The sequence below is a fragment of the Vagococcus entomophilus genome (assembly GCF_003987595.1).
In the GTDB taxonomy this organism is placed as follows: domain Bacteria; phylum Bacillota; class Bacilli; order Lactobacillales; family Vagococcaceae; genus Vagococcus_E; species Vagococcus_E entomophilus.
The window spans coordinates 56,196-78,544 of sequence record NZ_NGJZ01000002.1 but is presented as its reverse complement, the minus strand read 5'-3'; the positions used below and the strand labels follow the sequence as shown (position 1 = coordinate 78,544).

Here is a 22,349-nt window from a genome sequence, read left to right as displayed (position 1 = left end):
TGCTTTTAAGAATTAAAAAGGAGAATCTATGGAACTACTACTAGAAAAACAATTAAACCGTCAGCTAACATTGTTGCAGCTCATTCATATCAAAGAGTACAAACCAAAAACAATTGCCCATATGTTGAATATATCCGAAAAAACTGTTTTATCAGATATTGCTGATTTCAATGAGTCCTACTCCGCTTCTTCTATCCATATGAACAATGATAAAAACCTTAGCTTACACATCCATGACAACCATACAGTTGAATCTGCAGTAGAAGAAATACTCCAATCTTCCTTCTCTCTTTACTTATTAAAATTAGTTTTAACCAAAGAGCCCACATTAAAACAAACGTGCCAATTGACGTTTTTTAGTGAACCCACTGTCAGAAGAACCATTCTCAAAATTAATAAATGGTTTGTCTACAAAAAATATCAGATGAAAATTACTATAGAAGATCGATTGAAAGTCGTTGGTGATGAAAATCTCATTCAGGAATTTCTTTGTATTCTACTAACCGAATTGTACGGAAAAGAAGATTTTAAGAATTTTTCTCTCATTTATTCTACCTGTTTCGATCTGTATTGCTATTACAAAAAACAAACACATATTGACCTACAGGAAATCGATTTTATCGAATTTTCCCTTCGCTTTGTTTCACTTGTGATTCGAATTGGACTTAAGAAAAAACTTGAACTTACAAAGGAATTTTCTCAACTGACTTCTGAAAAAAAACTATTATTTAATCAGCTTTCTGATTTTCTTTACTCAAAAAATATTTTTCGTATTTTTTTAGAAAAAGAATTTAATTTTCAGTTCAAACCTGAAAATATTTTCTCTTTGTTTATAGAGATTGATCGATTTTATTTTCCAAAAAAAAATCAAGAGACTAGTTCAAATCAACTACTAATTGAAGATATTATACAGGTAACTAGTCAAGCCATACCTCTAAAAGAAGAAGAAATTACGCTCATTCGAACAAATCTTAATGAAACTCTATTAGTAGAAAAGAAAATTTCTTATATTTGTGTTGATTTCACACATATTTATTACAAACATCTTACAAATTTATACCCACAACTACCTAAATTATTAGAGTTTTTACTTCCTTGTTTACCTAAAAATTTGAATAAAAAACAACACTGGCATTATCAAATCTCTATTACTTTAATTAACTACTCCCAGGTATTACAAGAAAAATTATTGCCTCGTTTTCCTAACAAAAAAATCTTGATACTCTGTGAAAAAAACCAATTCAATTTTCTAACTGCACAAATTAAATACAATATCCCTGAAATCAACGAGGTGATCATTTGCACACATCATAAATTAAAATTAGAGTATCAGTTTATTAACCAATTTAATCTGATTTTATTAGATATACCATTACAGGATTCCAATATAACCGCACCAACATTACTACTCAGTAATTTTACCTCTGAAAATTTTTGGCGTTCAATAAAAGAAAATCTCGGCTAATTTGATTTTCCTATTCTCAAATTTATTCTAGTTTAACAGTCTATTTAATTAGTTAAACCCTTGATTAGCCTCTTAAAACTTAAAAGCTTAGGACCTCTTTTATTCATCGTTGTCCTAAGCTTTTTTTACTATATTAGCGTCCTAAAAAATGATTGTTTTTGACATGAATCATTGATGCCTTTTCCTTTTGAGCAAGTTGTTCAAATTTTTCAAGATTTTTTTTGTATCGTTCTGCAGCATTTTGTTTCTTATCAACAAAACTTGCACGTTCATTCTCCACCTTCTTAGGTCCTTCATTGGTAGGTTGATAATTTCTTTTTTCATAATCCAAAAAAGCTTCTATTGAAATATTACTGCTTTGATTTTTTTTCCCCATATTCTTATCTCCTTTTTGTCGGTAATAAATTTATCTTACTTTTTTATGTTAACTCGAATTCCCCTCAACTGCTTTTCAAACATTTAAAAAAAGAGAAATTCTTGGAATCCGCTCTGTTTCAAAGAACAGAAGTGCTAAAATCATCTTTTTCTCAAATTAAAATTTAATAAACATGCGTTCACATTTTTTTATAGTAGGATAAATTTATCAAATCAACGTATTGAAAAGGAGCGCATACACTATGTCGAAAAAGACCCAACAACTAGAACGACAAATAAACGAATTATCCAAAAAAATTGGTGCATTAAAATATTCTAAAGATTATGATACATATGAGAACTTGGTTAGTCAGAAAAATAAATTCCAGAAAGAACTTTCAAAACAGATAGAATTAGAGCAAAATTTTTCTGCTGAAGCAATCTTGGAGATCAATACTATCCAGAAAAAAATAACCAAATTAGATGTGGAGTTAGCACAAAGAATAAATTTGAAAGATCCAGATAGATTTTATCCTATGCAAGAAAAACGAGCTGCTTTACAAACACAACTAGACCGACTTATGGGAAATACAACAAAGCAGAAAATTCCTTTATTAGAGCAGCTTCGCAGAAAGCATATAGCGTTAGATGCTATGATTGCGAGAGATACTAACGATTTAAATCACTTAATCACGCAGAAACAGACCTCCACAACCGCACTTGAAAAAACAAAAAGTTTGTTGGAAGACCTAACAGTAAAACATCAGAATACTTTACAAACACTAACTACTAAAGAAGTAGAACTAAACGATCAAAAAAATAAGCGGACTAAAATCCTAGCGAAAACAAATATAGTTAGTCGCTTCTTTAGCAAACGCTTTGGAAAGCTACGTGTTGTCACGAATCAAGTAAAAAGAATTGAGAAACAAAAGGCAGCGTTGATAACAGATATTTCCAACCTGAAAAAAAATAATAGTGAGCTACAAAGAACAAAAACCTCTCTGAATGAAAAAATAACCTCACTATCAGACAAAATCACACAAACTAAATGGGATATCGCTAACGCTTATTCGAAAAAAAATAAGTTAGAGCAGAAAACAGCATCTCCTAGCAAAACAGTGTCACGCAAAATAGAACACACCAATCGCAACGAAGGAGTATCACTGTCCTAACCTATTAAGGAGGAAAAATTATGATAAAAGAACAAGACTCAGAAGAAGAATTAGAAAAACGCTTATTCGAAAAACCAATGACTAAAACTGACCTCCCCCAAAAAAGCATCAACCAAAACTTACTTTGGGGCATTTTCGGAACAATCCTAGCACTAGCTTCTCTAAGTGCCTTTACATTACTTCCTTTTTTTCCTTTTGCTGCACCGATCATACTAGGTGTAGGTTTCGGTGGACTCCTAGTTGGTGCTACTATTTCTCATCTATCCGATAAAAATAAACAGCTTACACAAGAACAGAACTTGAAAAAAGAGCAAGATTTGAAAAAAGAACAAGATTTGGTCTATAGTTGCTACAAAGAACGGATTCATGAGCAATATTCACTGCTGAATCATCCTGAACAAGTATTCCTACGAATCCCTGATCTACAAATTATGAGTAGCACACAACAAGTAGCTTATTTTAAGGAACATGGCTTCACACTCTTAGACTATCTAGATATTACACTACGACTCGCTAATGATAAACTAGATAGTCTATCCAAAGAAACGCCTAAAGAACAGAAAGAGGTACTAATCAAAATAAGAGGAAGTATTGAAGACAAAATAGACTTTCTCGCAGACAGACTTGATAAAAACTATCGCTTAAATGATGCCAGTATTGAAGAGATGGTTAGTCGCTTGTCTAACCCAAAACTTACCCAGTATACAAATTATTTCAAAAATAAACTTCCAAATCAATCAAGGCTAGAACTAGACGACAAAAAAATTGCTCTTAAGCAAAACGTAAGGAACCTCACCCGTAGCCCTCTACCTCATAACAAAACTCAAGAAAGATTTCCTCTTTTATAAATGCTTATCAATTCAAAAGGATCATTTATTCTCTTCACTCCCCTCTTGAAATTGCTGTATTTAAGAAGCAATCACAAAAAAGCACAGGGTATAAAACCTTTTATACCCTGTGCTACTTTCTTTATTCACTTTTCAAACGAAAAAACAGCTAATGCACCATATCCAGTATGGCTAGCAATCGTTGGACCCATAGGGAAAATTTTTATTTCATTCATTTTAATCGTTTTTCTAAGTAATTTCCCCACTTCAAGAGCGGCAGCCTCATCTCCAGCATATGCTACAAAAATAGGCTGTTTTGCTTGATCTTGAAGCGAGTTTTCAGTTTCGAAAGCAAGTAGTTTAATCGCTTTCTTCCTGCCTCTTACTTTTCCTGCTTTGGCTAGTTTCCCTTCTTTGGTCACAATAATAATCGGTTTAATGTTCAATAAACTTCCCACTGTCGCCGAAGTTTTGGAGATTCTACCTCCTTTTTCCAAATAAGACAAATCATCAACGGTTACCCATGAAGCTATACGGGACCGATTCTTTTCTATCCATGTTCTGGCTACTTCAAAATCAGCCCCTTGATTTCTAAGCTTAACCAGCTCATATACTAACAACCCTTGTCCCAGACTTGCTGCTTTTGTATCAATAATCTTGATTGGACTTTTTTCACCAAGCTCTTCTTCTAAAAGATTGAGAGCAGTACAAGCATTGTTATATGAGCCACTGAGTCCGGAAGAAAAACAAAGATATATAACAGGCAGTTCATGTTTTGCATATTTTTTAAACATTTCTAAATATTGCCCTACATTAATTTGTGAGGTAGATGCTCGGCTTCCTTGTTTCATTTGTTCCATCAGCCAATCACTTTTAAACGTTTTCCCTAAATCATCGCTATACTCTTTTTCGTCAATCGTAACAAACATACTAATATATTCAACACGTTCTTGTTCCAAAAAATCATATGGTAAATCGCAACACGAGTCTGTGATAATATCAAATTTCATCCGTTTTCCTCCCACTATCCGTAATTTATTATATCATACGATCAATTCTTTAATTAGAAAAAAAAATTATTTTCTCAAAAGTAACAACTCACTTTCCTTATATGTTAAAATATACACGAAATTCACTTAATTTTATATTGAAGGAGCCCCTTACATGTATCAAAAAGAAAGGGCCGATTGGCATGAAGTGATGCAAGCTTCACTTCCTCTCTGCTTAAGTTATATTCCTGTAGGACTAGCTTGTGGCGTATTATTGCAAAAGGTTGGGTTCAATCCCTTTCTTACCGCCCTTATCTCAGTATTAGTGTTTTCAGGTGGCGCACAATTTCTGGCCGCATCTATGCTAAGTCTACAAGCACCCATGTTATCGACAGTTCTGATGACATTTTTCCTTGAGTTACGTTATATCCTACTCAGTTCGAGTATGTCTATCTATATGAAAAAAGAAAGCAAATATTTTATCGCACTTTTCACCCAGTCACTGAACGATGAAAACTACGCCGTCAACTATCTGAAATATTCTACCGATCCTAGTTGGAATAAAAAGAAAGCTCTTCTTGTCAACTGGTTTTCAATGTTCTCGTGGCTATGTAGCAATTTACTTGGAACCATTTTGGGTTCAGTCATTCACCTGAATGCAGATCTGGTCCATTTTGCCCTAACAGCTATGTTCATTTTTATGTTTGTGATGCAAATGAAAAATTACCTACTGCTCTTAACTGGTATAGCCTCTGGGATTTTATCTGTTTGGCTGATGCTTATTTTTCAAAATACTTTCGGTCTTATTCTGGCTACAATTCTTGCTTCCTTTGCTGGATACGGTCTAGAGAAAGCTTTAAAAAAACAACCAGTAGGTCGAAAGCTAGCTCAATTATTTAAGCATTCTACCCTGACAAAAGATAAGAAAAATTTACGTGCTCCATTATCCCCAATGATTGAAAAGGAGACACAACAAAATGACTAGTTTCTCTTTATTTTTTCTGATTATCAGTTTGTTTCTAGTATCCTATGTCTCAAGGCTACTTCCTATGCTTTATTTTTCTAAAAAAGAAATTCCCAAATGGTTTAGTGGCTGGATGAAGTACGTACCCGTTTCACTTTTTTCCTCCCTTGCTTTTAAAGATGTTTTTATTACGCACGATCATCTTGATCTACTTTGGAATGTCAAAATTTTAGCCATGCTTTTAGTCATATTCATCGCGTACAAAACAAAATCGATGGCACTATCTGTGCTCAGTGGTTTATTCGCCATTTTTTTATTGACATTTCTTTTTACCTAGTAAACAAAAATTTAGGCCACAAATCCTTTTTGATTCGAATAGAGACTGTGAAACAAACCTTAACATCATGGTTTGTTTCACAGCCTCTCATTTTTTGTCACTGCCTGATTGCTCGAAGTTTTAAGGCTAAAATTCCTGCTATAGACACTAATAAAACATCCGTAGAAAGATCAAGCACTGTGGAAACAGAAAGTATTCCCCAAATTACTGCTCCATTCATGCTTAATGCTGATACTATCCAAACCTTATACCCGATTCCTATCACATGGATAAAAAGCAAGCCTAAATAGTTTACAAGCATAATGGAGTCTTTCCTATGACACTTGAACAAACGTGTGGCTTCGCACTGAACTATCGGTAGCAGCGTATAAGCAATTAAAAAACCAAATGTTGGTTTCAATGCATATGCAAAGCCACCCCCAGAAGCAAAAATTGGCAAGCCCATTAGTCCCAAAATAAGATAAGTGAGAAAAACTACTAGTGCTTCCCTCTCCCCTAAAAGTGGATAAAGCAAGAAAACAACTATAATCTGAAGAGAAATATAGTCATATAATGGCAAGGGAATCACTAATTTTGCACTGACAATTAAAAGAGCAAACATGCACCCCATTTGTGCTACCTTTTTCGTTTTATTCCGGGTCATGCAAGACGAACCTCCTCACGATTTCTTCCTTTTTTTTATTTGAGGTGAGGGCTGTTTCTATTAGCTCAGGAATCTCTCCGATAATCGGGCAATCAGCATGGTTTGCCACATATTCTAAAATTACTTGTCCATTTTTTCGATTATTATAAAGGATACCTGAAAGAGGAACCTGATACTGTTTTAGCTCCTCAATTGTTAATAAGGCATGATTAATTGCACCCAGATAGTTCTGCACAACAAGGATCACAGGAAGTTTCAATTGAACAACAAAATCCAGCATACTCTTTTGGTCTGTAATAGGCGACATCAGACCCCCGGCCAGCTCAAAAATTGCGGATTTTCCCGCAGTATTTAGCAGTGTTTTCGACTGAGCAACCAACCAATCAAAATCAAGTTCTTTTGATTCTGCTGCACTCGCACTATGAATTGAGCTCTCTTTTTCTAGTGTATAAAAATTGATAATATCCGTTTCCTTAACCCCACATGATTGATAAACCTCTGTATCTCCCCTCTTTCCCGTCTGGACAGGTTTCACGACAAAAGGCGCAATCCCTTCTTTGATTTTTATGTATTCATACATAAGGATGCTCGCTACTGTTTTCCCACAATCTGTATCAATCCCACAAATAATATAGCTTTTAGTCATTTTTATCCCCCACAATTTCAAGCCCTAATTCTTTTAATAACGCTTGATCCTCTGAAATCTCAGCCCCTTTTTCAGTGAGATAATTTCCTAAGAAAATAGAATCTACAATCAGTAATACCAATGGTTGTAACGAACCTAAATGAAACTCTCTTCCCGCACTTACCCGAAGTTCCGTATCTGGAAAGACTAAGCGTAACATGCTTACTATTTTCAAACATTTCAATGGTGTGAGCTCATTCGTATTTTCCAATTTCGTTCCCTCAATTGCGAGTAAGAAATTAACTGGAACAGAATACGGCTGCTGCTCTTTTAGTTCAAAGGCAAGATCTACTAATTGTTCGCTTGTTTCCCCCATGCCACAAATAAATCCTGAGCAAATATTTACTTGATACTCTTGCAATTGTTTTAATGTATCCATTCGATCTTCGTAAGTATGTGTCGTCGTAATATTCGGATAGTTTTCCTTAGGTGTATTCAAATTATGATTAATTCGGTCAATCCCAACTTCTTTTAGATACTTCACTTGTTCTTCCCTCAATAACCCACAAGAAAGACAGATCTCAATCTCCATTATTTTTTTAATTTCTTTAACTGCTTCTCCTAATTCTAAAAGTTCTTTACTTGACGGTCTAGTTGCACTAATCGCAATGCAAAACACGCTTGCTTTATTTTTTTTGGCAATAAGAGCCTTGTGCACGATTTCTGCTTTAGGAAGAAGTGCATATTGGTTGATGGGCGCACTGCTCGTTTTTGATTGTGCACAATACCCACAATCTTCTGCGCACAAACCACTTTTTGCATTCATTAGTGTATTTAAGCGCATTTGATTGCCGGTCTTTTGCTTTTTCGTTAAAACTGCCCGTGCGTAATATTCCCACCAATCATTTGAGCTTTGCAAAATTTCTAGACATTCTTTTTTTGAAATCGTTTTGCTTGTCCAATCCTTTATCCTACTCAACATATTCTCCTCCTAATTGTAAACTAAAAATATTATACAAGTTAACAATAGAAAAAGATAGAGATTTTTATAAAAAATTAGTTGCTTCTCTTCTGAAAAATAAAAGGGTTAAAAAAGTACCAATCAATTACTTGATTGGTACTTTCTTAACCCTTTACGCCATAAATATGTGGCAAATTTATGTAAAAGAAACACAAATACTAAGAAATAGAGTAGCTGCTTCCAATAGCCAGTTTGCTTCAAAAGTAATACTGGCATATTAAATGCTAGAAAAAAAGGACAGATCCATGTAAATAAAAAGATAAACATTTTAGGATAAATCGAATATGGTTTACTTGCAATATCCGCAAGATATTCAGGAATTGCTAAAAATTTCCCTCCTTTTTCTATCCAAAATGAGAACGTCACAATGATTTGATTGATTAGAAAAAGAAACCAGACAGAAAGAAGTATGGACAAGATAAAAAATACAAGTGTCAGAACATGCACCCTATTTTGAAGAGAAATAATCAAGACAACAGCCAATACAGTATTCACTAGACTAGGTAAATCAATTCGATTAAATGCATAGAAATAAAAAGAATTAACTGGTTTTAAAAAAATATAATCTAATTCCCCTTCGATAATACTTTCTGCTAGATTTTCATGAGAAACAATAAAGAAAAATTGATACAGACTATTGATCAGAGCCGAAACCCCGACTAGCATAAAATATTGCTGCTTCGACCAACCTGCTAACAAACTTGTCTGGTCAAACAAGACGACCCCCACTACAATCTCTGTAACAAAAAAAATCACACTAAATATCGCTACAATAACCGAGGTACTCCTATAGGCAATACTTTCTTGTATACTTTGAGCAAGTAACTGCTTATACAATTTCACATTCACTAAGCACCCATCCCTTCATATTTTTTTAATCCTTTTTTTAGCCCCCATACGTAGAGTACATAAAAAAGCGTCGCCCATATGAGACTAATCAATGTTAAAAAGAGAACTTTTTCAGTAGAATAATGATTTTGAAAAATATTTGCCGTATGATAGCCAATTAAAGCAAATGGATTGTACATAACAATTTGATAGATAGACTGCGGCAACAGATTTAATGGGAAAAAGAGTCCCCCTAACAGCGCATATAGACCAGATAACACTGGACGCAACGGCCACATTTGGATCAACCAAAAACCAATTGTCCCAATAGCCGACAACACTAAAAAAAATAAAACAAACACGACTAAAAAATAAAGAAAAACCAAAAGAAAGGACGTGCTTCCTAAAAAACAAAGAGAGAGTAACAAGAAGAAAATATAGAGAATTTTCGTTCCTAAAAAGTTAAAAAAAGACTCCCCCAACAAACTTATAGGTCTTAACAACAAGGTACTCAACTTGCCACTTCTAATTAGCCCTCCGAGTCTTACAACGTAATCAAAAGAAAACACGATACTCAAAAAATTGACCAAAATAATGTACTTTAGCATTTGTGCTTGCGTATAACCTCCAATCACTCCTTTGCCACTACTCATATAAACCGATTGCCATATATAAAAGGAAATAATGATAGTCAAAAAATTAGAAAAAAGGGACGTGATTAAATGAAATTTATACTCCAGCATCGTTTGAAATTGGGTCATAAAAATATAGCCATATTTTTTCATGCTTTTCCCCCCGAACTTGAGAATATCTGATAAATAATCTCTTCAAATGAAGGCGTACTGTTCAAAATAGTTTTTATATTTTTAAAGTCTTCTATTTTTTGTAGAGCAGCACCCATCTCCTCTAAGGGAACTGTCACGATCTTATCCTTGACTTTATACTGTTCAAATGAAGAAGGGACTTCCTCTTTAAAGGTAATCTCAAAAGATTCATCCACCGTATATTGGCGTTTTAAATCTGGTATTGTCGTATTTTGAAGCATTTCTCCATCCACCATAATAAAAATTTTTTCGGTCAATGCTTCAATATCTTTCATATAATGACTTGTGATAATAATGGTTGTTTCTTCTTCTTGATTCATTTTCAAGAGAAATTCCCTAATATGATATTGACTCGTGATATCTAGACCAATCGTTGGCTCATCCAAGAAAAGAACTTTGGGTGAGTGAATGAGTGAACAAATAATTTCAAACTTTATTCTTTCTCCTAATGATAGCTTTCTAACTGGCGTATTGACTTTTTCTTTTAGATTGAGCAAATCAACCATCACCTCTACTCGATGCTTAAAGTCTTCTTCATCAATATCATATATCACTTGCAGCATACGTAGCGTCTCAGTTGCTGGCAAATCCCAGACCAACTGGCTTTTTTGCCCAATAACCACCCCAATCTCTTTCAAAAAATTTTTTTCTTTATTAAACGGATGGAAGCCGTCAATGGTAATCTGTCCCTCCGTTGGCTCTAATATTCCTGTCATCAATTTTATTAAGGTGGTTTTTCCCGCTCCATTTTGGCCTAACAATCCAATTATGTCCCCTTTATGGATGGTAAAGTTAATATTTTTTACCGCATCTTGTACGATAGCCTCTCGTTGTTTAAAATCCCTTAAACTCCCGATAAATCCTTCTCTTCTAACATAGGATTTATAACTATATTTTATATTGGTTAATTCAATCATCCTGTACGCTCCTATTTTTATATGAGTCAGCTATCAAAACTGATTGCTATACTATCCTATTAGGAAGCTTTCCCCATCACTTTTACATATTTTCTTCACTTCATTTAATAATCAATCATATAAAAAAGTTTTTATATTTACTGATTATAATTAATGTTTTTTTATTTCTATCCATTCATTTTATAATATTATATAAAATATAAAGTGTCAAAATTTTAATCAATAAATTTTAATTTCAAAAAAAAAAGAAAGATTCATTCACACACAATAGATTTTCCATCTAATTAGCTACTCTTGTATCTTACTTTTCTCGTTTCAGAAAAAATAAAAAAGTATTGCTTCCATTACATGCTAAACTGACGGTACTAACATAACCATGAACGGAGCATGAATACAATGAAACAACAGGTAGAGCAACTAAACGAGTTCCATCAAAACTTACAAAAACAAGCAGATGCTATCTGGCTTTTAGAGGCACAAAAAAAACTCATTCCGTATTTTTCCTACAAACAAGAAAAAAATATACTGGATACAATTGAAAAAAAATGGAGTCAAGAACTAACGAACAAAAACGCACAATATACTAAAAGTGCTAAAGAATTAAATAATCAGATTCATCATATTAGAAAGAATAATTTTTACTACACTGGAGAACAAGTAGAAATCTGTCTAGAAAAACTAAGAGAAATTTCAGATTTTGAAGTAAGTATTGCGGTTAAACGATCTAGTCCTCAATTGTATACACAGCTAAATCAGCATTTCAACGAACAAATCCCTTCAAAATTTGCTTCTTTAAAAACTCAACTAGAGGGGATGATGAAGAATACGCTGGATGTTGACTCTCCTTCTAACTATTATCTAGTGAAACAATTAAATCACTGGTTAGATTCTAAGCATGCGCTTGAAAGTAGTCCCACTCTTAAAAGTCAGGTGAATGAAAAGACGAATATATTTTCCCCTTTTTTGGAGCTTGATAGCCTAACAGAAAGCCATCTAAAAAATGAATTACAACTATACTCTGGCACAAGATTAAATTTATACAGGGAAATTCTTGGTGAGAAATTAATTGATATACAAAAATTGGAAGAAAAAATCGCTACACTCAAACACAGTGCTAATCAGATTTTTAATCCTTCTCCCACTTCACGCATCATCGCTACAAGAAACTGGCAAACAATTGGAGACTTACAACTCTTAGGCGATCAGAACGTTACCGCCCTCATCAAAGCTCACTTATTCCAGCTGGCAGAAAAAAGTAAGCAATTATCGCTTTCTCCTAAACTCGAGCCACGCGTTGATAAGGCTTTGATTTTCTATGGATCAGACAACCAGACTAAAACAACAAGTGACCTTTCCTCTATCAGAAAAGAATATTTCATCAAACAATACGAACCATTAACAACAGAGCTTAAACATAAACTATCTAAAAAATTAGCCTTAGAGCAATCTCAAGACTTAAAATATGGATCCGCAAAAAAAAGTACACCTAAAAAAAAGGTGGAAGAGCTTAAAAAAAGAAGTATGGCTGGTATTTCTATTAACAAGGTGAATCCTCCATCAAAAACGAAAAAAAAGGTGCTTCATCTAGCACCTTGGCGTTAATACTAAAAAAGATAGACTTGACTGAGCATCTATTACTCAGCTAGGTCTATCTTTTTGCGATACTCTTTACCATACTGGTCACGAAGTAGATAGCCATGATCCACTAAGTAACGGCGTACTATCGCAAAATCATCATAAAAATTTTTTAGTTTCTCGTTGATTTCTTTTTCCGTATAGATTTTCGCATCATCAAATTGTTCCGCAAAAAAACGAAATAACTCTTGTTTATCTTTATTTTTTTTTCGGAATTTGTCGCAATTTTCCATCTTGAAAGTATTTTTTGAAAAGTTCTTCATTTCCCATGATTCTACCAACTCTTTTCTGACCACAAAAACATGATTACTCCTGGTCGAATTAACCTATATCGATTAGTCCAGGGGGCTGTTCACTACCCCCACTACAACACTATTATACATAATGACTTGAAAAAAACAATGACTGACGCTATCGGCTATTGCACTGGAATTCTTACCTTGATAGTTGTACCTAAGCCTAGACGACTTTCAATCTCAATTTGACCCTTTAACAAATCGACATAATGCTTCACGATTGCCAATCCCAGACCAGAGCCACCAGCATTTCGATTGCGTGATCTGCTCACCCTATAAAATCGTTCAAAAATTCGTTCTTGGTCTTTCTCAGAAATTCCAACACCATTATCTTGAACAGAGAAACAAAAATTTTCAGCCGTTTGAGTCAGTTTGATCTTGATTTTCCCTTGATTTTCGGTATAATAAATCGCATTTTCTAAAAGATTTTTGATAATTGGTTGCACGTATCTAGCAGGTAATAACCGATCTTTGACTAGCTTATTGTCACATTCGATTACTAATGATTTTTCTTCAATCTTTTGTTGATAAAAGTCAAGTTCTGTTTTCAAAATATCCGCTATTGATAGGACCTCCTCTTCTATGTCTTCGAAGGTGTCTCCATTTCGTGATAGCAGCAGAATTTTTTGAATCATTTCCTGTAAGCGTCCCGCTTCTTTTTGAATAATGGTTAAAAACTCTTGGCGGATTTCTGGTTCGGCTTGTGCCCCGTCAAGTAGTGTTTCAGTAAAGCCTAATATAGATGTGACTGGTGTTTTCAATTCGTGAGATACATTCGCCACAAAGTCTTGTTGCATTCTCTCCAACTGACGAATCTGTGACAAATCATAAAAAATTCCGATAATCAAACTCTGACCTTGATCGTTTGGTTTTAAATAACGGAAAAGTACATCTAAATCTTTACTCTGCGGTCGAATAATCCGAACTTCTTCATGCTGATCCTGTTTTTGATTACGTGATTGGTGTAAGAGTTGCAAAATTTGCGGATTTTTAATGATTTCTTGATAATGAAAGGGCGGCTTTATTGCTTCTTCTTGAAGCAGCTCAAAACATTTAGGATTGATGGTTGTAACTTGGGCTTCCTCATTAATCATAACCACCCCAATTGCCAAGTTTTCTAAGAAAAAGCGTAGTTTCATTTCACTAGCACTTTGCAAGCTTGATAAAGTATGCGTTTCTTTCATTAGTTGGTTAGCTGAATCATACAACGGCAACCAATCCGTCGCGTCTTCTACAATCAGTTGACGTTTCGTCGGATCCTTACTCAACTCATCAAATAAAGGGATCAACTTACGCATCGGTTCATTTCGTTGATAGATTAGCAACGAAAGAAACAAAAATAAAAGAAGTAATAAACTACCTACAAAGAGCAAGAGAGTGGTCTCTAGCTTCTTAGCTCCCTCTGAAAACCCGCTATATTTCTCAGAAATTCGTACGATCCCGATGATTTTACCATTTATTTTGATAGGTTTTGCTACATAGAGTAACTTCTCTCCAATTGTAGTACTGTTCCTAAGCGCATAGCCCAACGATTTTCCAGAAGTAACGGCAGCTACTTCTGGACGTTGCTTGCGACTTCCAGATGCAACAATTTTTTTAGTATTTTCTGTGTCCACAACTACTTGCATTGTTTGACTTATTACGGTTAGTCTTTCCTTAGCACCTAATGCTTTTTTCAACGTTTGACTTTCAGTTAGATTGCTTACTTGATCATTTGCTATTATTTCTTTAAAATCGATATTTTTTTCTAACAATTCAAGTTCACGATCCAGCTTCGTAACTTGCTGCTTAATCATTTCTTGATGCAAGGAATGATTCAACCACTGGGCCCCAAGAATGCAAACTAGCGTAAAGCAAAGAAACAACCCCATGATTTTAACAGTAGCTCTATTTTTCATTTTCTGGCTCCTGGAATTTATAACCAAACCCGCGAATGGTGAGTAAATACTTGGGCTCTTTAGGATTGTCTTCAATCTTTTCTCGTAAGTGACTGACTTGAATGTCGACAATCCGTGATTGTCCCACGTAACTATCATTCCAAAGTGCCACAAGCATTCTTTCACGATCAATAATTCGGTTTTTTCGTTTCATAAAATAGGTTAACAATTCAAATTCTTTCCTAGTCAATGTTAGTGGTTTGCCATTTTTTTCTGCAATAAATTCATCCGGGTAGAGCGTAAGTGCGCCGACTTGTAAAATATTGTCTTTTCCTACTTCAAGCGTTTGACTAATTTCTTGATGCTCTTGTTTGATGTACCTTCTATAAGTTGCCTTCATACGTGCAATCAATTCTCGTGGACTAAAAGGTTTTGTTAAATAGTCATCTGCCCCCATTTCAAGTGCCACCACTTTATCAAAGACTTCATCTTTTGCTGTCAGTATAATGATTGGCGTCGTAATCTTTTGACTTCGCAATTCTTTGGTCACTTCTGTTCCATCTAAATAGGGCAACATCAAATCTAGAACAATAAAGTCATAAGCCTTCGTTGTTGCTTTTTGTAACGCTTCTCGTCCATCATTTGCTGTGTCTACTTGATAACGCTCTTTTTCTAAGTTGTATTTTAAAAGCGTTAAGATTGAGGGTTCATCATCCACAATTAAAATTTGCTTCATTGGTCTGTCAGCCACCTTCTACTCAGTTCTTTTTTACTATTTTAGTATAGCACAGACTACCTGATCTTAGCCTAACTCACTAATTTTCCCAGTTTCTAGATAGACAATCCACTCACACACATTGGTAACATAATCCCCAATCCGTTCTAAGTATCCAGCAACTTGTAAGTAATCAGCGCCACCAATAATGGTCTCTTTATTTTCACGCATTTCTTTGAGCGTATTTTGATAGATTTTTTTAAAATATGCATTAATCTGATCATCTTCTTTAGCAATTTCTTTTGCTTTTTTGGTATTCGTTTTGATGTAAGCATGCAGCACTGCATCCACCATTCTTAATGTAGCTTTTGACATCTCACTGATGTCTTGTTCAATATAGGGTACACGTTGTTTACCTTTGACCCGAATTGTTGCCTTGGCAATCGAAACTGCATGATCTCCAATTCTTTCTAGGTCACTACTGGCCTTTAAGATTGTCACTAATATGCGTAAATTTTTTGTCACTGGTTGTTGTAAAGCTAGCAATTCATAACTTTTCTTTTCTAAGTTAACCTCACATTGATTGATGCGTGCATCCTCTAAAATCACCGTATTTGCAAGTTCTTTGTCATGGTTAACAAATGCTTCCGTTGCTTTGGCCACTGCTTCGCCTGCTCTTAAACCCATTTCATAAAATTCTTCATGCAAACTTTCTAGTTCTTCTTCAAATTGCTTTCTTAGCATATGATTCCCTCCTCACTTTCTATCCAAACCTGCCTGAAATATAATCATCCGTTGCTGCTTGAGCTGGATTTGAAAAAATTTTTCTTGTTTGATCATACTCAATAAGCTCACCATTTAGAAAAAATGCTGTTTTATCAGAAATTCGTGAAGCTTGTTGCATGTTATGTGTCACAATAATCAAGGTATATTTCTCTTTTAGCTCAAGTAACATTTCTTCGATTTTGCCACTTGATACGGGATCAAGGGCGCTCGTTGGTTCATCCAACAAAATCACTTGTGGATTAACAGCAAGCACCCGTGCAATACAAACTCTTTGCTGTTGACCACCTGATAAAGACAAAGCACTCTTGTTTAGCTTATCTTTAACGTCCTCCCACACAAAAGCTGCTCGCAGGCTTCTTTCTACAATATCGTCTAGTTGTTGTTTGGGTATGTTTTGTGTGAGCCTTAGTCCATAGGCCACATTTTCATAGATAGAAAAAGGAAACGGATTAGGCTGTTGAAAAACCATGCCGATATCTTTCCTCAGCTCAACAATATCCATTTTGGGCCTATAAATATTCTTTTCCTTAAATGAGACGTTGCCCGTAATCGTCATCCCCGGAATTAAATCATTCATCCGATTCAACGTTCTTAAATAGGTAGATTTTCCACAGCCAGAAGGCCCAATCAACGCTGCGATTTCTCCCTGCTTAAATCCCATAGTAATCCCTTTCAGCGCCTCTTTTTTTCCATAATAAACATGTAAATCCGACGACCTTAAAATTGAATGTTCTTCAACAGTCTGTAACTCCACCATGTTTTTCTCTCCTTATCCAAAATGACCTGATACATAATCTTCTGTTGCTTTAATTTTTGGTCTTGTAAAAATTTTTCTTGTATCGTCATATTCAAGTACTTTTCCAGTATAGAAAAAAGCGGTATAATCACTGATTCTAGAGGCTTGTTGCATATTATGTGTCACAATAATAATGCTGTAGTTTTTCTTCAAATCGAGCAATGTTTCTTCTATCTTACTCGTTGATATAGGATCAAGCGCGCTGGCCGGTTCATCTAAAAGCAAGACATCCGGTTGCATTGCGACCGCTCGTGCAATACATAGGCGTTGTTGTTGACCACCAGACAGGGCTAGTGCACTTTTGTCTAAACTATCTTTGACATCTTCCCAAAGCGCTGCTTGTCTCAAGACCTTCTCTACACGTTCATCCAACAGCTTTTTCTCTTTTAATCCGTGTTGTTTGAGGGCAAATGTAACGTTCTCACGGATTGATTTGCTAAATGGATTAGGCCGTTGAAAAACCATACCTATGCGCTTACGCATTTCATAAACATCGATATTTTTATAATTAACGTCGACACCTTGATAGTAGATTTCTCCGGTTACTTTTGCAGAAGGGATTTCATCATTCATTCGATTGAGTGCGCGTAAATAAGTGGACTTCCCACAACCGGATGGTCCAATCAAGGACGTGATTTTATTTTGTTCAAAAGATAAAGATACATTATGAATCGCTTCTTTTTCACCGTACCAGACACAGAGATCTTTCGTGTACAGCACGAGCTCTTCTTGTGAAAATCCTTTGATGAATGTTTGAGATAAATCATAAGTTTGCATAGATACTCCTTCTTTGCTTTAAGATGCAGTCATTTTTTTATGAATTCGATTTCCAATGATACGTGCGAATAAGTTGAAGAACAAAACACCTAAAATCAACACAGCTGAAGCGCCACTAGAGATTGCGGCAGCATCTGGTGTAGTACTTTCACTATTGACTTTCCAAATATGAACTGCTAAGGTTTCAGCCTTTCGAAAAATATTCAAAGGGCTAGTTTCATCGAAAGGATTCCAGTTTGTAAAATCAAGTGTGGGTGCACTTTGACCAGATGTATAAATGAGTGCTGCTGCTTCCCCAAAGACCCGACCACTTGCTAAGATAATTCCGGTTAATATACTAGGCAAAGCCTCCGGTACAATAATTTTCGTAACTGTTTCCCATCTAGAAATTCCCAGTGCTAATCCTGCCTCACGCTGCGTATAAGGGACAGCCTGTAGAGAAGATTCCACATTTCTCGTCAGTAAAGGTAGGTTGAAGAAGGTCAACGCAAGTGCCCCTGACAGAATGGAGAAACCAAACTGAAATTGAAGGACAAAGACTAAAAAACCAAACAACCCTACGACTACACTTGGTAGAGAGCTCAAAATTTCGATAGCAGTTCGAATACAATCTGTAAGCCAATTCTTTTTGGCATACTCTGACAGATAAATTCCCGCACCTAATGAAATCGGAATTCCCAAAATCATGGTCAATACTAATAAATAGAGAGAATTAAAAATCTGAAGACCAATCCCGCCACCAGACTGAAAAGATTTTGCTGGAGCTGTCAAAAAATGCCAAGAAATATGTGGCACTCCTTGCACAAGAATGTAACCTAAAAAACTAGCTAATAATAAGACAAGCACACACGATACTCCAAACAAGACTCCCGTAGCCATTTTGTCGATTTTTTTGGCATTCATTAGTTCATCGCTCCTTTCTTTGCGATCATTCTCATGATTAAATTAAAGAATAATGACATAAAGAGTAAGACCAGTGCTAGCGACCACAAAACATTATTTTGGAGTGTACCACTAATTGTATTGCCAATCCCCATAGTAAGGACACTTGTCAGTGTAGCCGCTGGTGTCAGCAAGCCTGTGGGCATCACAGCTGAGTTTCCAATTACCATTTGGATTGCAAGTGCTTCCCCGAACGCACGACTCATACCAAATATAACAGCGGTTAGTATCCCTGGTGTGGCAACTCGAAGCACCACTTTATAGGTCGTTTGCCATCTTGTTGCTCCAAGAGCAAGTGATGCTTCCCGGTAATGCCTTGGTACACTCTTGAGCGCATCCACAGTCATACTTGTCACCGTTGGCAGTATCATGATAAATAAAATAATAGCCCCTGCTAGAATCCCAAATCCTGTCCCACCAAAAATTCCTCTGATCCACGGAACAATCACAGACAGACCAATAAAACCATACACAACAGAAGGAATTCCAACTAATAATTCAATAACAGGCTGCAATAAATTAGCGCCCCGTTTTGGTGAAACCTCTACCATAAAAATCGCGGTTCCAACTGCAAAAGGCGTTGCTACAATAGCGGATAACACCGTCACAATAAACGATCCCGCAATCATCGGGAGCGCTCCTACCAAAGGTTTTCCTGACTGATCAACCGAGCTTGGTTGCCAATCTTTACCAAAAATAAAATCAATAACATTGACTTTATTTTGAAAAAAAGTTGCTAGTCCTTTGCTTGAGACAAAATAAAAAATGGCTACAACGACTGCAATAATGATTAAAATACAGATAAAGCTGACTAACTTGCCAAAACGTTCAATTTTAGCTTTTTTCGATCTGGTCGTTAAATTTTTTTTAATCGATTCCGTCTTCATTCATTTGCTCCCTACTTTTAAACTGGCATCTCAACTTTTTAAAGAAAAAGCCTGTGCCTGCTGATGGCAGACCAGGCTATACTTTTCTTGTTTTATTTCACTTTTCCGTTTGAATCACGTTCTACTTTCATATCTGTTACAGGTAGATACCCCATTTTTTCAACTAAGCCACCTTGAACCTCTTTAGACAAAACATAATCCAAGAATTTTTTAACTTTTGTAGTTGGGTTTCCTTTTGTATACATATGTTCATAAGACCAGATTACCCACTTGTTGGTTGCAACGTTTTGATTGGTTGGTTTCACCCCATCTACTGATAGCATTTTTAAGGTATCATCTGTTTGTGAGAAAGCCAAATAACTGATTGCCCCAGGCGTTTGCGCCACAATTTTTTTCACTGTACCAGAAGAATCTTGTTCTTGGGATTTAATTGGAGTAGCCCCGTCTAGTCCCCATTTTTCAAACGTTGCACGTGTTCCACTCCCAGTTGCACGGTTTACAACCACGATGGTTTGATCCTTCCCACCGATTTCTTTCCAGTTTGTCACTTTTCCTGTAAACACTTTAATCAAATTTTCTTTTGTTATATTCGTCACACCAACTTCTTTATTGACAACCGGTGCCATACCAACAACGGCTACTTTATGATCCACAAGTTTACTTGAATCAATCCCAGATTTCTCCTCTGCAAAAACATCAGAGTTTCCAATATCTACAGCGCCAGTTTGTACTTGGCTAAGACCAGTACCACTCCCGCCCCCTTGAACATCAATTTGATAATTGCTATTTTCATTACTAAATGCTTCAGCTGCACTTTCGACTAGAGGTTGGAGTGCTGTTGAACCCACCGCTGTAATACTTTGCTTTTTAGTACTTGCTTGATTCGTACTATCGCTTGAACTACTTGAGGATTTACCACATCCAGCCATAAGACCTACAAGTGCCAATCCAGCAACAACAAATTTCAAATGTCTCGTCATTTTCATTTTTCTTCCTCTTTCTTTTTGCATGATTAACTGCACCTAAAGAGTATCAAAATAATGTAAATCTCTTTGACGAATTTAAGTAAATTTTTTGTAAACTTCCAAATTATAAGTAAAAAACTCTCTCCAGCCTTTGTTTTCATTAAATTCTTTGTAAATCCTTAAAACTAACGGAACCCATAAAAAAAGCATTTGGCGTTTTCGCCAAATGCTTTTTTTTATCTATTATATTTGCGCCCAAACACTTTCTAAAACGTTTGTTTGATTCCGATCAGGACCGACAGAAAAAGTTGAGATTCGAACCCCTACAAGCTCAGAGATACGATACACGTAATTACGCGCATTCTCAGGGAGATCATTCAATGTTTTACATTTTGTAATATCTTCATCCCAACCAGGTAATTCTTCATAGATTGGCTTACATCTTGATAATTCTTTTAAGCTTGCCGGATAATGGTAGATTTTTTTACCGTCTAACTCATAAGCTGTGCAAATTTTTACTGTTTTTAATCCACTCAGTACATCGATTGAGTTTAGTGATAAGTTTGTGATACCTGAAACACGTCTTGAGTGACGCATGACCACGCTATCATACCAGCCGACACGTCTAGGACGTCCTGTTGTGGTGCCGTATTCACGTCCAACCTCACGGATTTGTTCGCCGTTCTCATCAAAGAGCTCTGTTGGAAATGGTCCGTCTCCAACACGTGAAGTGTAGGCTTTACACACACCCACAACTTTATTAATCTTAGATGGTCCAACGCCACTCCCAATCGTTACACCCCCTGCAACAGGATTTGAAGAAGTAACAAATGGATAGGTTCCTTGATCGATATCAAGCATCACACCCTGTGCACCTTCAAACAGAACCCGCTTTCCATTATCCAACGCATCATTTAAAATAACAGATGTATCTGTTACATATTTTTTGATTTGTTGTCCGTATTCGTAGTATTCTTCAAAGATATCTTCAAAATCAAGCGGCGTACTATCAAACATCTTAACAAACTGTCGATTTTTTTCTTCTAAGTTAATCTTTAAGCGTTCTTCAAAAATTTCTTTATCTAATAAATCCGCAATTCGAATTCCGACACGTGCTGCTTTATCCATGTAGGCAGGTCCAATTCCCTTGATCGTTGTACCAATTTTATTTTCTCCCTTTGAATCTTCTTGGAGCTGATCTAGTTTGATATGATAGGGTAAAATAACATGCGCACGATCTGAAATGCGTAAATTATCCGTCGCAACATTTTTTTCTTCTAAATAAGCAAGTTCTTTTACTAGCGATTTAGGATTCACAACGACACCGTTACCGATCACACTAATCTTGTCTTTGTAAAAAATCCCTGAAGGAATCAAATGTAACTTATAAGTAACCTCATCAAATTGAATCGTGTGGCCAGCGTTATCCCCGCCTTGATAACGTGCGATCACTTCAGCATTTTCACTTAGAAAGTCAGTGATTTTTCCTTTCCCTTCGTCTCCCCATTGCGTACCTACTACAACTACAGATGGCATATGAACACCTCGTCCTTATTTTTATCTCATACTTACTTATTTTATCAATATCTGCTAAGATATTCAATAAAAATCGAATATTATTCTAATTTAGATAAAAAATCCACCCCATAAGCGAATGATAACTTTATGTGATTAAAAAAAATCTTAAAAAGACGAACAATGTCTTCC

General features: G+C 35.6%; 24 protein-coding genes. 6 read left to right on the top strand and 18 right to left on the bottom strand.

The features are described from left to right. Positions 1-28 precede the first annotated feature (28 nt). On the top strand, positions 29-1,465 hold the full coding sequence (locus CBF30_RS06415; RefSeq protein ID WP_126823971.1) for a helix-turn-helix domain-containing protein: 1,437 nt from the start codon (positions 29-31) through the stop codon (positions 1,463-1,465). Positions 1,466-1,598: 133 nt separating this feature from the next. Here the strand turns inward: CBF30_RS06415 and CBF30_RS06410 are convergent, their stop codons facing one another. After that, on the bottom strand, positions 1,599-1,841 hold the full coding sequence (locus CBF30_RS06410; RefSeq protein ID WP_126823969.1) for a hypothetical protein: 243 nt from the start codon (positions 1,839-1,841) through the stop codon (positions 1,599-1,601). A 241-nt stretch (positions 1,842-2,082) separates the two neighbouring features. Here CBF30_RS06410 and CBF30_RS06405 point away from each other — a divergent pair, with 241 nt between their 5' ends. Together CBF30_RS06405 and CBF30_RS06400 are read left to right on the top strand one after the other, a co-directional pair. Further along, a complete protein-coding gene (locus CBF30_RS06405; RefSeq protein ID WP_126823967.1) occupies positions 2,083-2,991 on the top strand; it encodes a coiled-coil domain-containing protein in 909 nt (302 codons plus the stop codon). Between the two features lie 20 nt (positions 2,992-3,011). Continuing rightward, positions 3,012-3,839, top strand: a complete 828-nt coding sequence (locus tag CBF30_RS06400) for a hypothetical protein (protein ID WP_126823965.1) — start codon at positions 3,012-3,014, stop codon at positions 3,837-3,839. Positions 3,840-3,964: 125 nt separating this feature from the next. Here the strand turns inward: CBF30_RS06400 and CBF30_RS06395 are convergent, their stop codons facing one another. Continuing rightward, a complete protein-coding gene (locus tag CBF30_RS06395; RefSeq protein ID WP_126823963.1) occupies positions 3,965-4,828 on the bottom strand; it encodes a DegV family protein in 864 nt (287 codons plus the stop codon). Between the two features lie 154 nt (positions 4,829-4,982). Here CBF30_RS06395 and CBF30_RS06390 point away from each other — a divergent pair, with 154 nt between their 5' ends. Beyond that, positions 4,983-5,792, top strand: a complete 810-nt coding sequence (locus CBF30_RS06390) for an AzlC family ABC transporter permease (protein WP_126823961.1) — start codon at positions 4,983-4,985, stop codon at positions 5,790-5,792. After that, positions 5,785-6,108 (top strand): AzlD domain-containing protein, encoded by a 324-nt coding sequence (locus CBF30_RS06385; RefSeq protein ID WP_126823959.1) that lies wholly within the window; start codon positions 5,785-5,787, stop codon positions 6,106-6,108. The genes CBF30_RS06390 and CBF30_RS06385 overlap by 8 nt, the downstream gene beginning before the upstream one ends. A 97-nt stretch (positions 6,109-6,205) precedes the next feature. Here CBF30_RS06385 and CBF30_RS06380 read toward each other — a convergent pair whose 3' ends face one another. The 6 genes from CBF30_RS06380 to CBF30_RS06355 form a co-directional block, all read right to left on the bottom strand. Continuing rightward, complete coding sequence (locus tag CBF30_RS06380) at positions 6,206-6,751, bottom strand: biotin transporter BioY (RefSeq protein WP_126823957.1); 546 nt, start codon at positions 6,749-6,751, stop codon at positions 6,206-6,208. Beyond that, entirely contained in the window at positions 6,738-7,397 is a 660-nt protein-coding gene (gene bioD / locus CBF30_RS06375) for a dethiobiotin synthase (protein WP_126823955.1), read from the bottom strand. Before bioD ends, CBF30_RS06380 begins: the two co-directional genes overlap by 14 nt. Next, on the bottom strand, positions 7,390-8,355 hold the full coding sequence (gene bioB, locus CBF30_RS06370) for a biotin synthase BioB (RefSeq protein ID WP_245975035.1): 966 nt from the start codon (positions 8,353-8,355) through the stop codon (positions 7,390-7,392). The genes bioD and bioB overlap by 8 nt, the downstream gene beginning before the upstream one ends. A gap of 123 nt (positions 8,356-8,478) precedes the next feature. Next, complete coding sequence (locus tag CBF30_RS06365) at positions 8,479-9,246, bottom strand: ABC transporter permease (protein WP_126823951.1); 768 nt, start codon at positions 9,244-9,246, stop codon at positions 8,479-8,481. After that, complete coding sequence (locus tag CBF30_RS06360; protein ID WP_126823949.1) at positions 9,246-10,010, bottom strand: ABC transporter permease; 765 nt, start codon at positions 10,008-10,010, stop codon at positions 9,246-9,248. The genes CBF30_RS06365 and CBF30_RS06360 overlap by 1 nt, the downstream gene beginning before the upstream one ends. Beyond that, a complete protein-coding gene (locus CBF30_RS06355; RefSeq protein WP_126823947.1) occupies positions 10,007-10,966 on the bottom strand; it encodes an ABC transporter ATP-binding protein in 960 nt (319 codons plus the stop codon). Before CBF30_RS06355 ends, CBF30_RS06360 begins: the two co-directional genes overlap by 4 nt. Positions 10,967-11,362: 396 nt before the next feature. Between CBF30_RS06355 and CBF30_RS06350 the strand changes: the two genes are divergently transcribed. Next, positions 11,363-12,568 carry a hypothetical protein gene (locus tag CBF30_RS06350; RefSeq protein ID WP_126823945.1) on the top strand — a complete coding sequence of 402 codons (1,206 nt, stop codon included), beginning with the start codon at positions 11,363-11,365 and terminating at the stop codon, positions 12,566-12,568. 32 nt (positions 12,569-12,600) lie between these two features. Here the strand turns inward: CBF30_RS06350 and CBF30_RS06345 are convergent, their stop codons facing one another. From CBF30_RS06345 to CBF30_RS06300, 10 genes are all read right to left on the bottom strand, one after another. Beyond that, complete coding sequence (locus tag CBF30_RS06345; RefSeq protein WP_245975034.1) at positions 12,601-12,897, bottom strand: DUF2087 domain-containing protein; 297 nt, start codon at positions 12,895-12,897, stop codon at positions 12,601-12,603. Between the two features lie 122 nt (positions 12,898-13,019). Then, positions 13,020-14,795, bottom strand: coding sequence for a sensor histidine kinase (locus tag CBF30_RS06340; protein WP_126823943.1), 1,776 nt, complete (start codon positions 14,793-14,795; stop codon positions 13,020-13,022). Beyond that, a complete protein-coding gene (locus tag CBF30_RS06335) occupies positions 14,785-15,510 on the bottom strand; it encodes a response regulator transcription factor (protein ID WP_126823941.1) in 726 nt (241 codons plus the stop codon). Before CBF30_RS06335 ends, CBF30_RS06340 begins: the two co-directional genes overlap by 11 nt. A 66-nt stretch (positions 15,511-15,576) precedes the next feature. Next, positions 15,577-16,233 (bottom strand): phosphate signaling complex protein PhoU, encoded by a 657-nt coding sequence (phoU, locus tag CBF30_RS06330; protein ID WP_126823939.1) that lies wholly within the window; start codon positions 16,231-16,233, stop codon positions 15,577-15,579. Positions 16,234-16,252: 19 nt separating this feature from the next. Further along, positions 16,253-17,032 carry a phosphate ABC transporter ATP-binding protein PstB gene (gene pstB, locus CBF30_RS06325; protein WP_126823937.1) on the bottom strand — a complete coding sequence of 260 codons (780 nt, stop codon included), beginning with the start codon at positions 17,030-17,032 and terminating at the stop codon, positions 16,253-16,255. 12 nt (positions 17,033-17,044) lie between these two features. Beyond that, positions 17,045-17,848 (bottom strand): phosphate ABC transporter ATP-binding protein PstB, encoded by an 804-nt coding sequence (gene pstB / locus CBF30_RS06320; RefSeq protein WP_126823935.1) that lies wholly within the window; start codon positions 17,846-17,848, stop codon positions 17,045-17,047. Positions 17,849-17,866: 18 nt separating this feature from the next. After that, the gene (pstA, locus tag CBF30_RS06315; RefSeq protein ID WP_126823933.1) at positions 17,867-18,751 is read right to left on the bottom strand and encodes a phosphate ABC transporter permease PstA; all 885 of its coding nucleotides are present in this window, start codon (positions 18,749-18,751) and stop codon (positions 17,867-17,869) included. Continuing rightward, complete coding sequence (gene pstC, locus CBF30_RS06310) at positions 18,751-19,677, bottom strand: phosphate ABC transporter permease subunit PstC (protein WP_126823931.1); 927 nt, start codon at positions 19,675-19,677, stop codon at positions 18,751-18,753. Before pstC ends, pstA begins: the two co-directional genes overlap by 1 nt. 92 nt (positions 19,678-19,769) lie before the next feature. Beyond that, complete coding sequence (locus tag CBF30_RS06305; RefSeq protein ID WP_211340492.1) at positions 19,770-20,645, bottom strand: phosphate ABC transporter substrate-binding protein PstS family protein; 876 nt, start codon at positions 20,643-20,645, stop codon at positions 19,770-19,772. 240 nt (positions 20,646-20,885) lie between these two features. Next, on the bottom strand, positions 20,886-22,178 hold the full coding sequence (locus CBF30_RS06300) for an adenylosuccinate synthase (RefSeq protein WP_126823927.1): 1,293 nt from the start codon (positions 22,176-22,178) through the stop codon (positions 20,886-20,888). Between the last annotated feature and the right edge of the window lie 171 nt (positions 22,179-22,349).

Excerpts from the sequence above, each read along its gene's own strand:
- CBF30_RS06415 (WP_126823971.1), top strand. The coding sequence starts at position 29 with ATGGAACTACTACTAGAAAAACAATTAAACCGTCAGCTAACATTGTTG.
- CBF30_RS06410 (WP_126823969.1), bottom strand. The coding sequence starts at position 1,841 with ATGGGGAAAAAAAATCAAAGCAGTAATATTTCAATAGAAGCTTTTTTG.
- CBF30_RS06405 (WP_126823967.1), top strand. The coding sequence starts at position 2,083 with ATGTCGAAAAAGACCCAACAACTAGAACGACAAATAAACGAATTATCC.
- CBF30_RS06400 (WP_126823965.1), top strand. The coding sequence starts at position 3,012 with ATGATAAAAGAACAAGACTCAGAAGAAGAATTAGAAAAACGCTTATTC.
- CBF30_RS06395 (WP_126823963.1), bottom strand. The coding sequence starts at position 4,828 with ATGAAATTTGATATTATCACAGACTCGTGTTGCGATTTACCATATGAT.
- CBF30_RS06390 (WP_126823961.1), top strand. The coding sequence starts at position 4,983 with ATGTATCAAAAAGAAAGGGCCGATTGGCATGAAGTGATGCAAGCTTCA.
- CBF30_RS06385 (WP_126823959.1), top strand. The coding sequence starts at position 5,785 with ATGACTAGTTTCTCTTTATTTTTTCTGATTATCAGTTTGTTTCTAGTA.
- CBF30_RS06380 (WP_126823957.1), bottom strand. The coding sequence starts at position 6,751 with ATGACCCGGAATAAAACGAAAAAGGTAGCACAAATGGGGTGCATGTTT.
- bioD (WP_126823955.1), bottom strand. The coding sequence starts at position 7,397 with ATGACTAAAAGCTATATTATTTGTGGGATTGATACAGATTGTGGGAAA.
- CBF30_RS06360 (WP_126823949.1), bottom strand. The coding sequence starts at position 10,010 with ATGAAAAAATATGGCTATATTTTTATGACCCAATTTCAAACGATGCTG.
- CBF30_RS06355 (WP_126823947.1), bottom strand. The coding sequence starts at position 10,966 with ATGATTGAATTAACCAATATAAAATATAGTTATAAATCCTATGTTAGA.
- CBF30_RS06350 (WP_126823945.1), top strand. The coding sequence starts at position 11,363 with ATGAAACAACAGGTAGAGCAACTAAACGAGTTCCATCAAAACTTACAA.
- CBF30_RS06340 (WP_126823943.1), bottom strand. The coding sequence starts at position 14,795 with ATGAAAAATAGAGCTACTGTTAAAATCATGGGGTTGTTTCTTTGCTTT.
- CBF30_RS06335 (WP_126823941.1), bottom strand. The coding sequence starts at position 15,510 with ATGAAGCAAATTTTAATTGTGGATGATGAACCCTCAATCTTAACGCTT.
- phoU (WP_126823939.1), bottom strand. The coding sequence starts at position 16,233 with ATGCTAAGAAAGCAATTTGAAGAAGAACTAGAAAGTTTGCATGAAGAA.
- pstB (WP_126823937.1), bottom strand. The coding sequence starts at position 17,032 with ATGGTGGAGTTACAGACTGTTGAAGAACATTCAATTTTAAGGTCGTCG.
- pstB (WP_126823935.1), bottom strand. The coding sequence starts at position 17,848 with ATGCAAACTTATGATTTATCTCAAACATTCATCAAAGGATTTTCACAA.
- pstA (WP_126823933.1), bottom strand. The coding sequence starts at position 18,751 with ATGAATGCCAAAAAAATCGACAAAATGGCTACGGGAGTCTTGTTTGGA.
- pstC (WP_126823931.1), bottom strand. The coding sequence starts at position 19,677 with ATGAAGACGGAATCGATTAAAAAAAATTTAACGACCAGATCGAAAAAA.
- CBF30_RS06300 (WP_126823927.1), bottom strand. The coding sequence starts at position 22,178 with ATGCCATCTGTAGTTGTAGTAGGTACGCAATGGGGAGACGAAGGGAAA.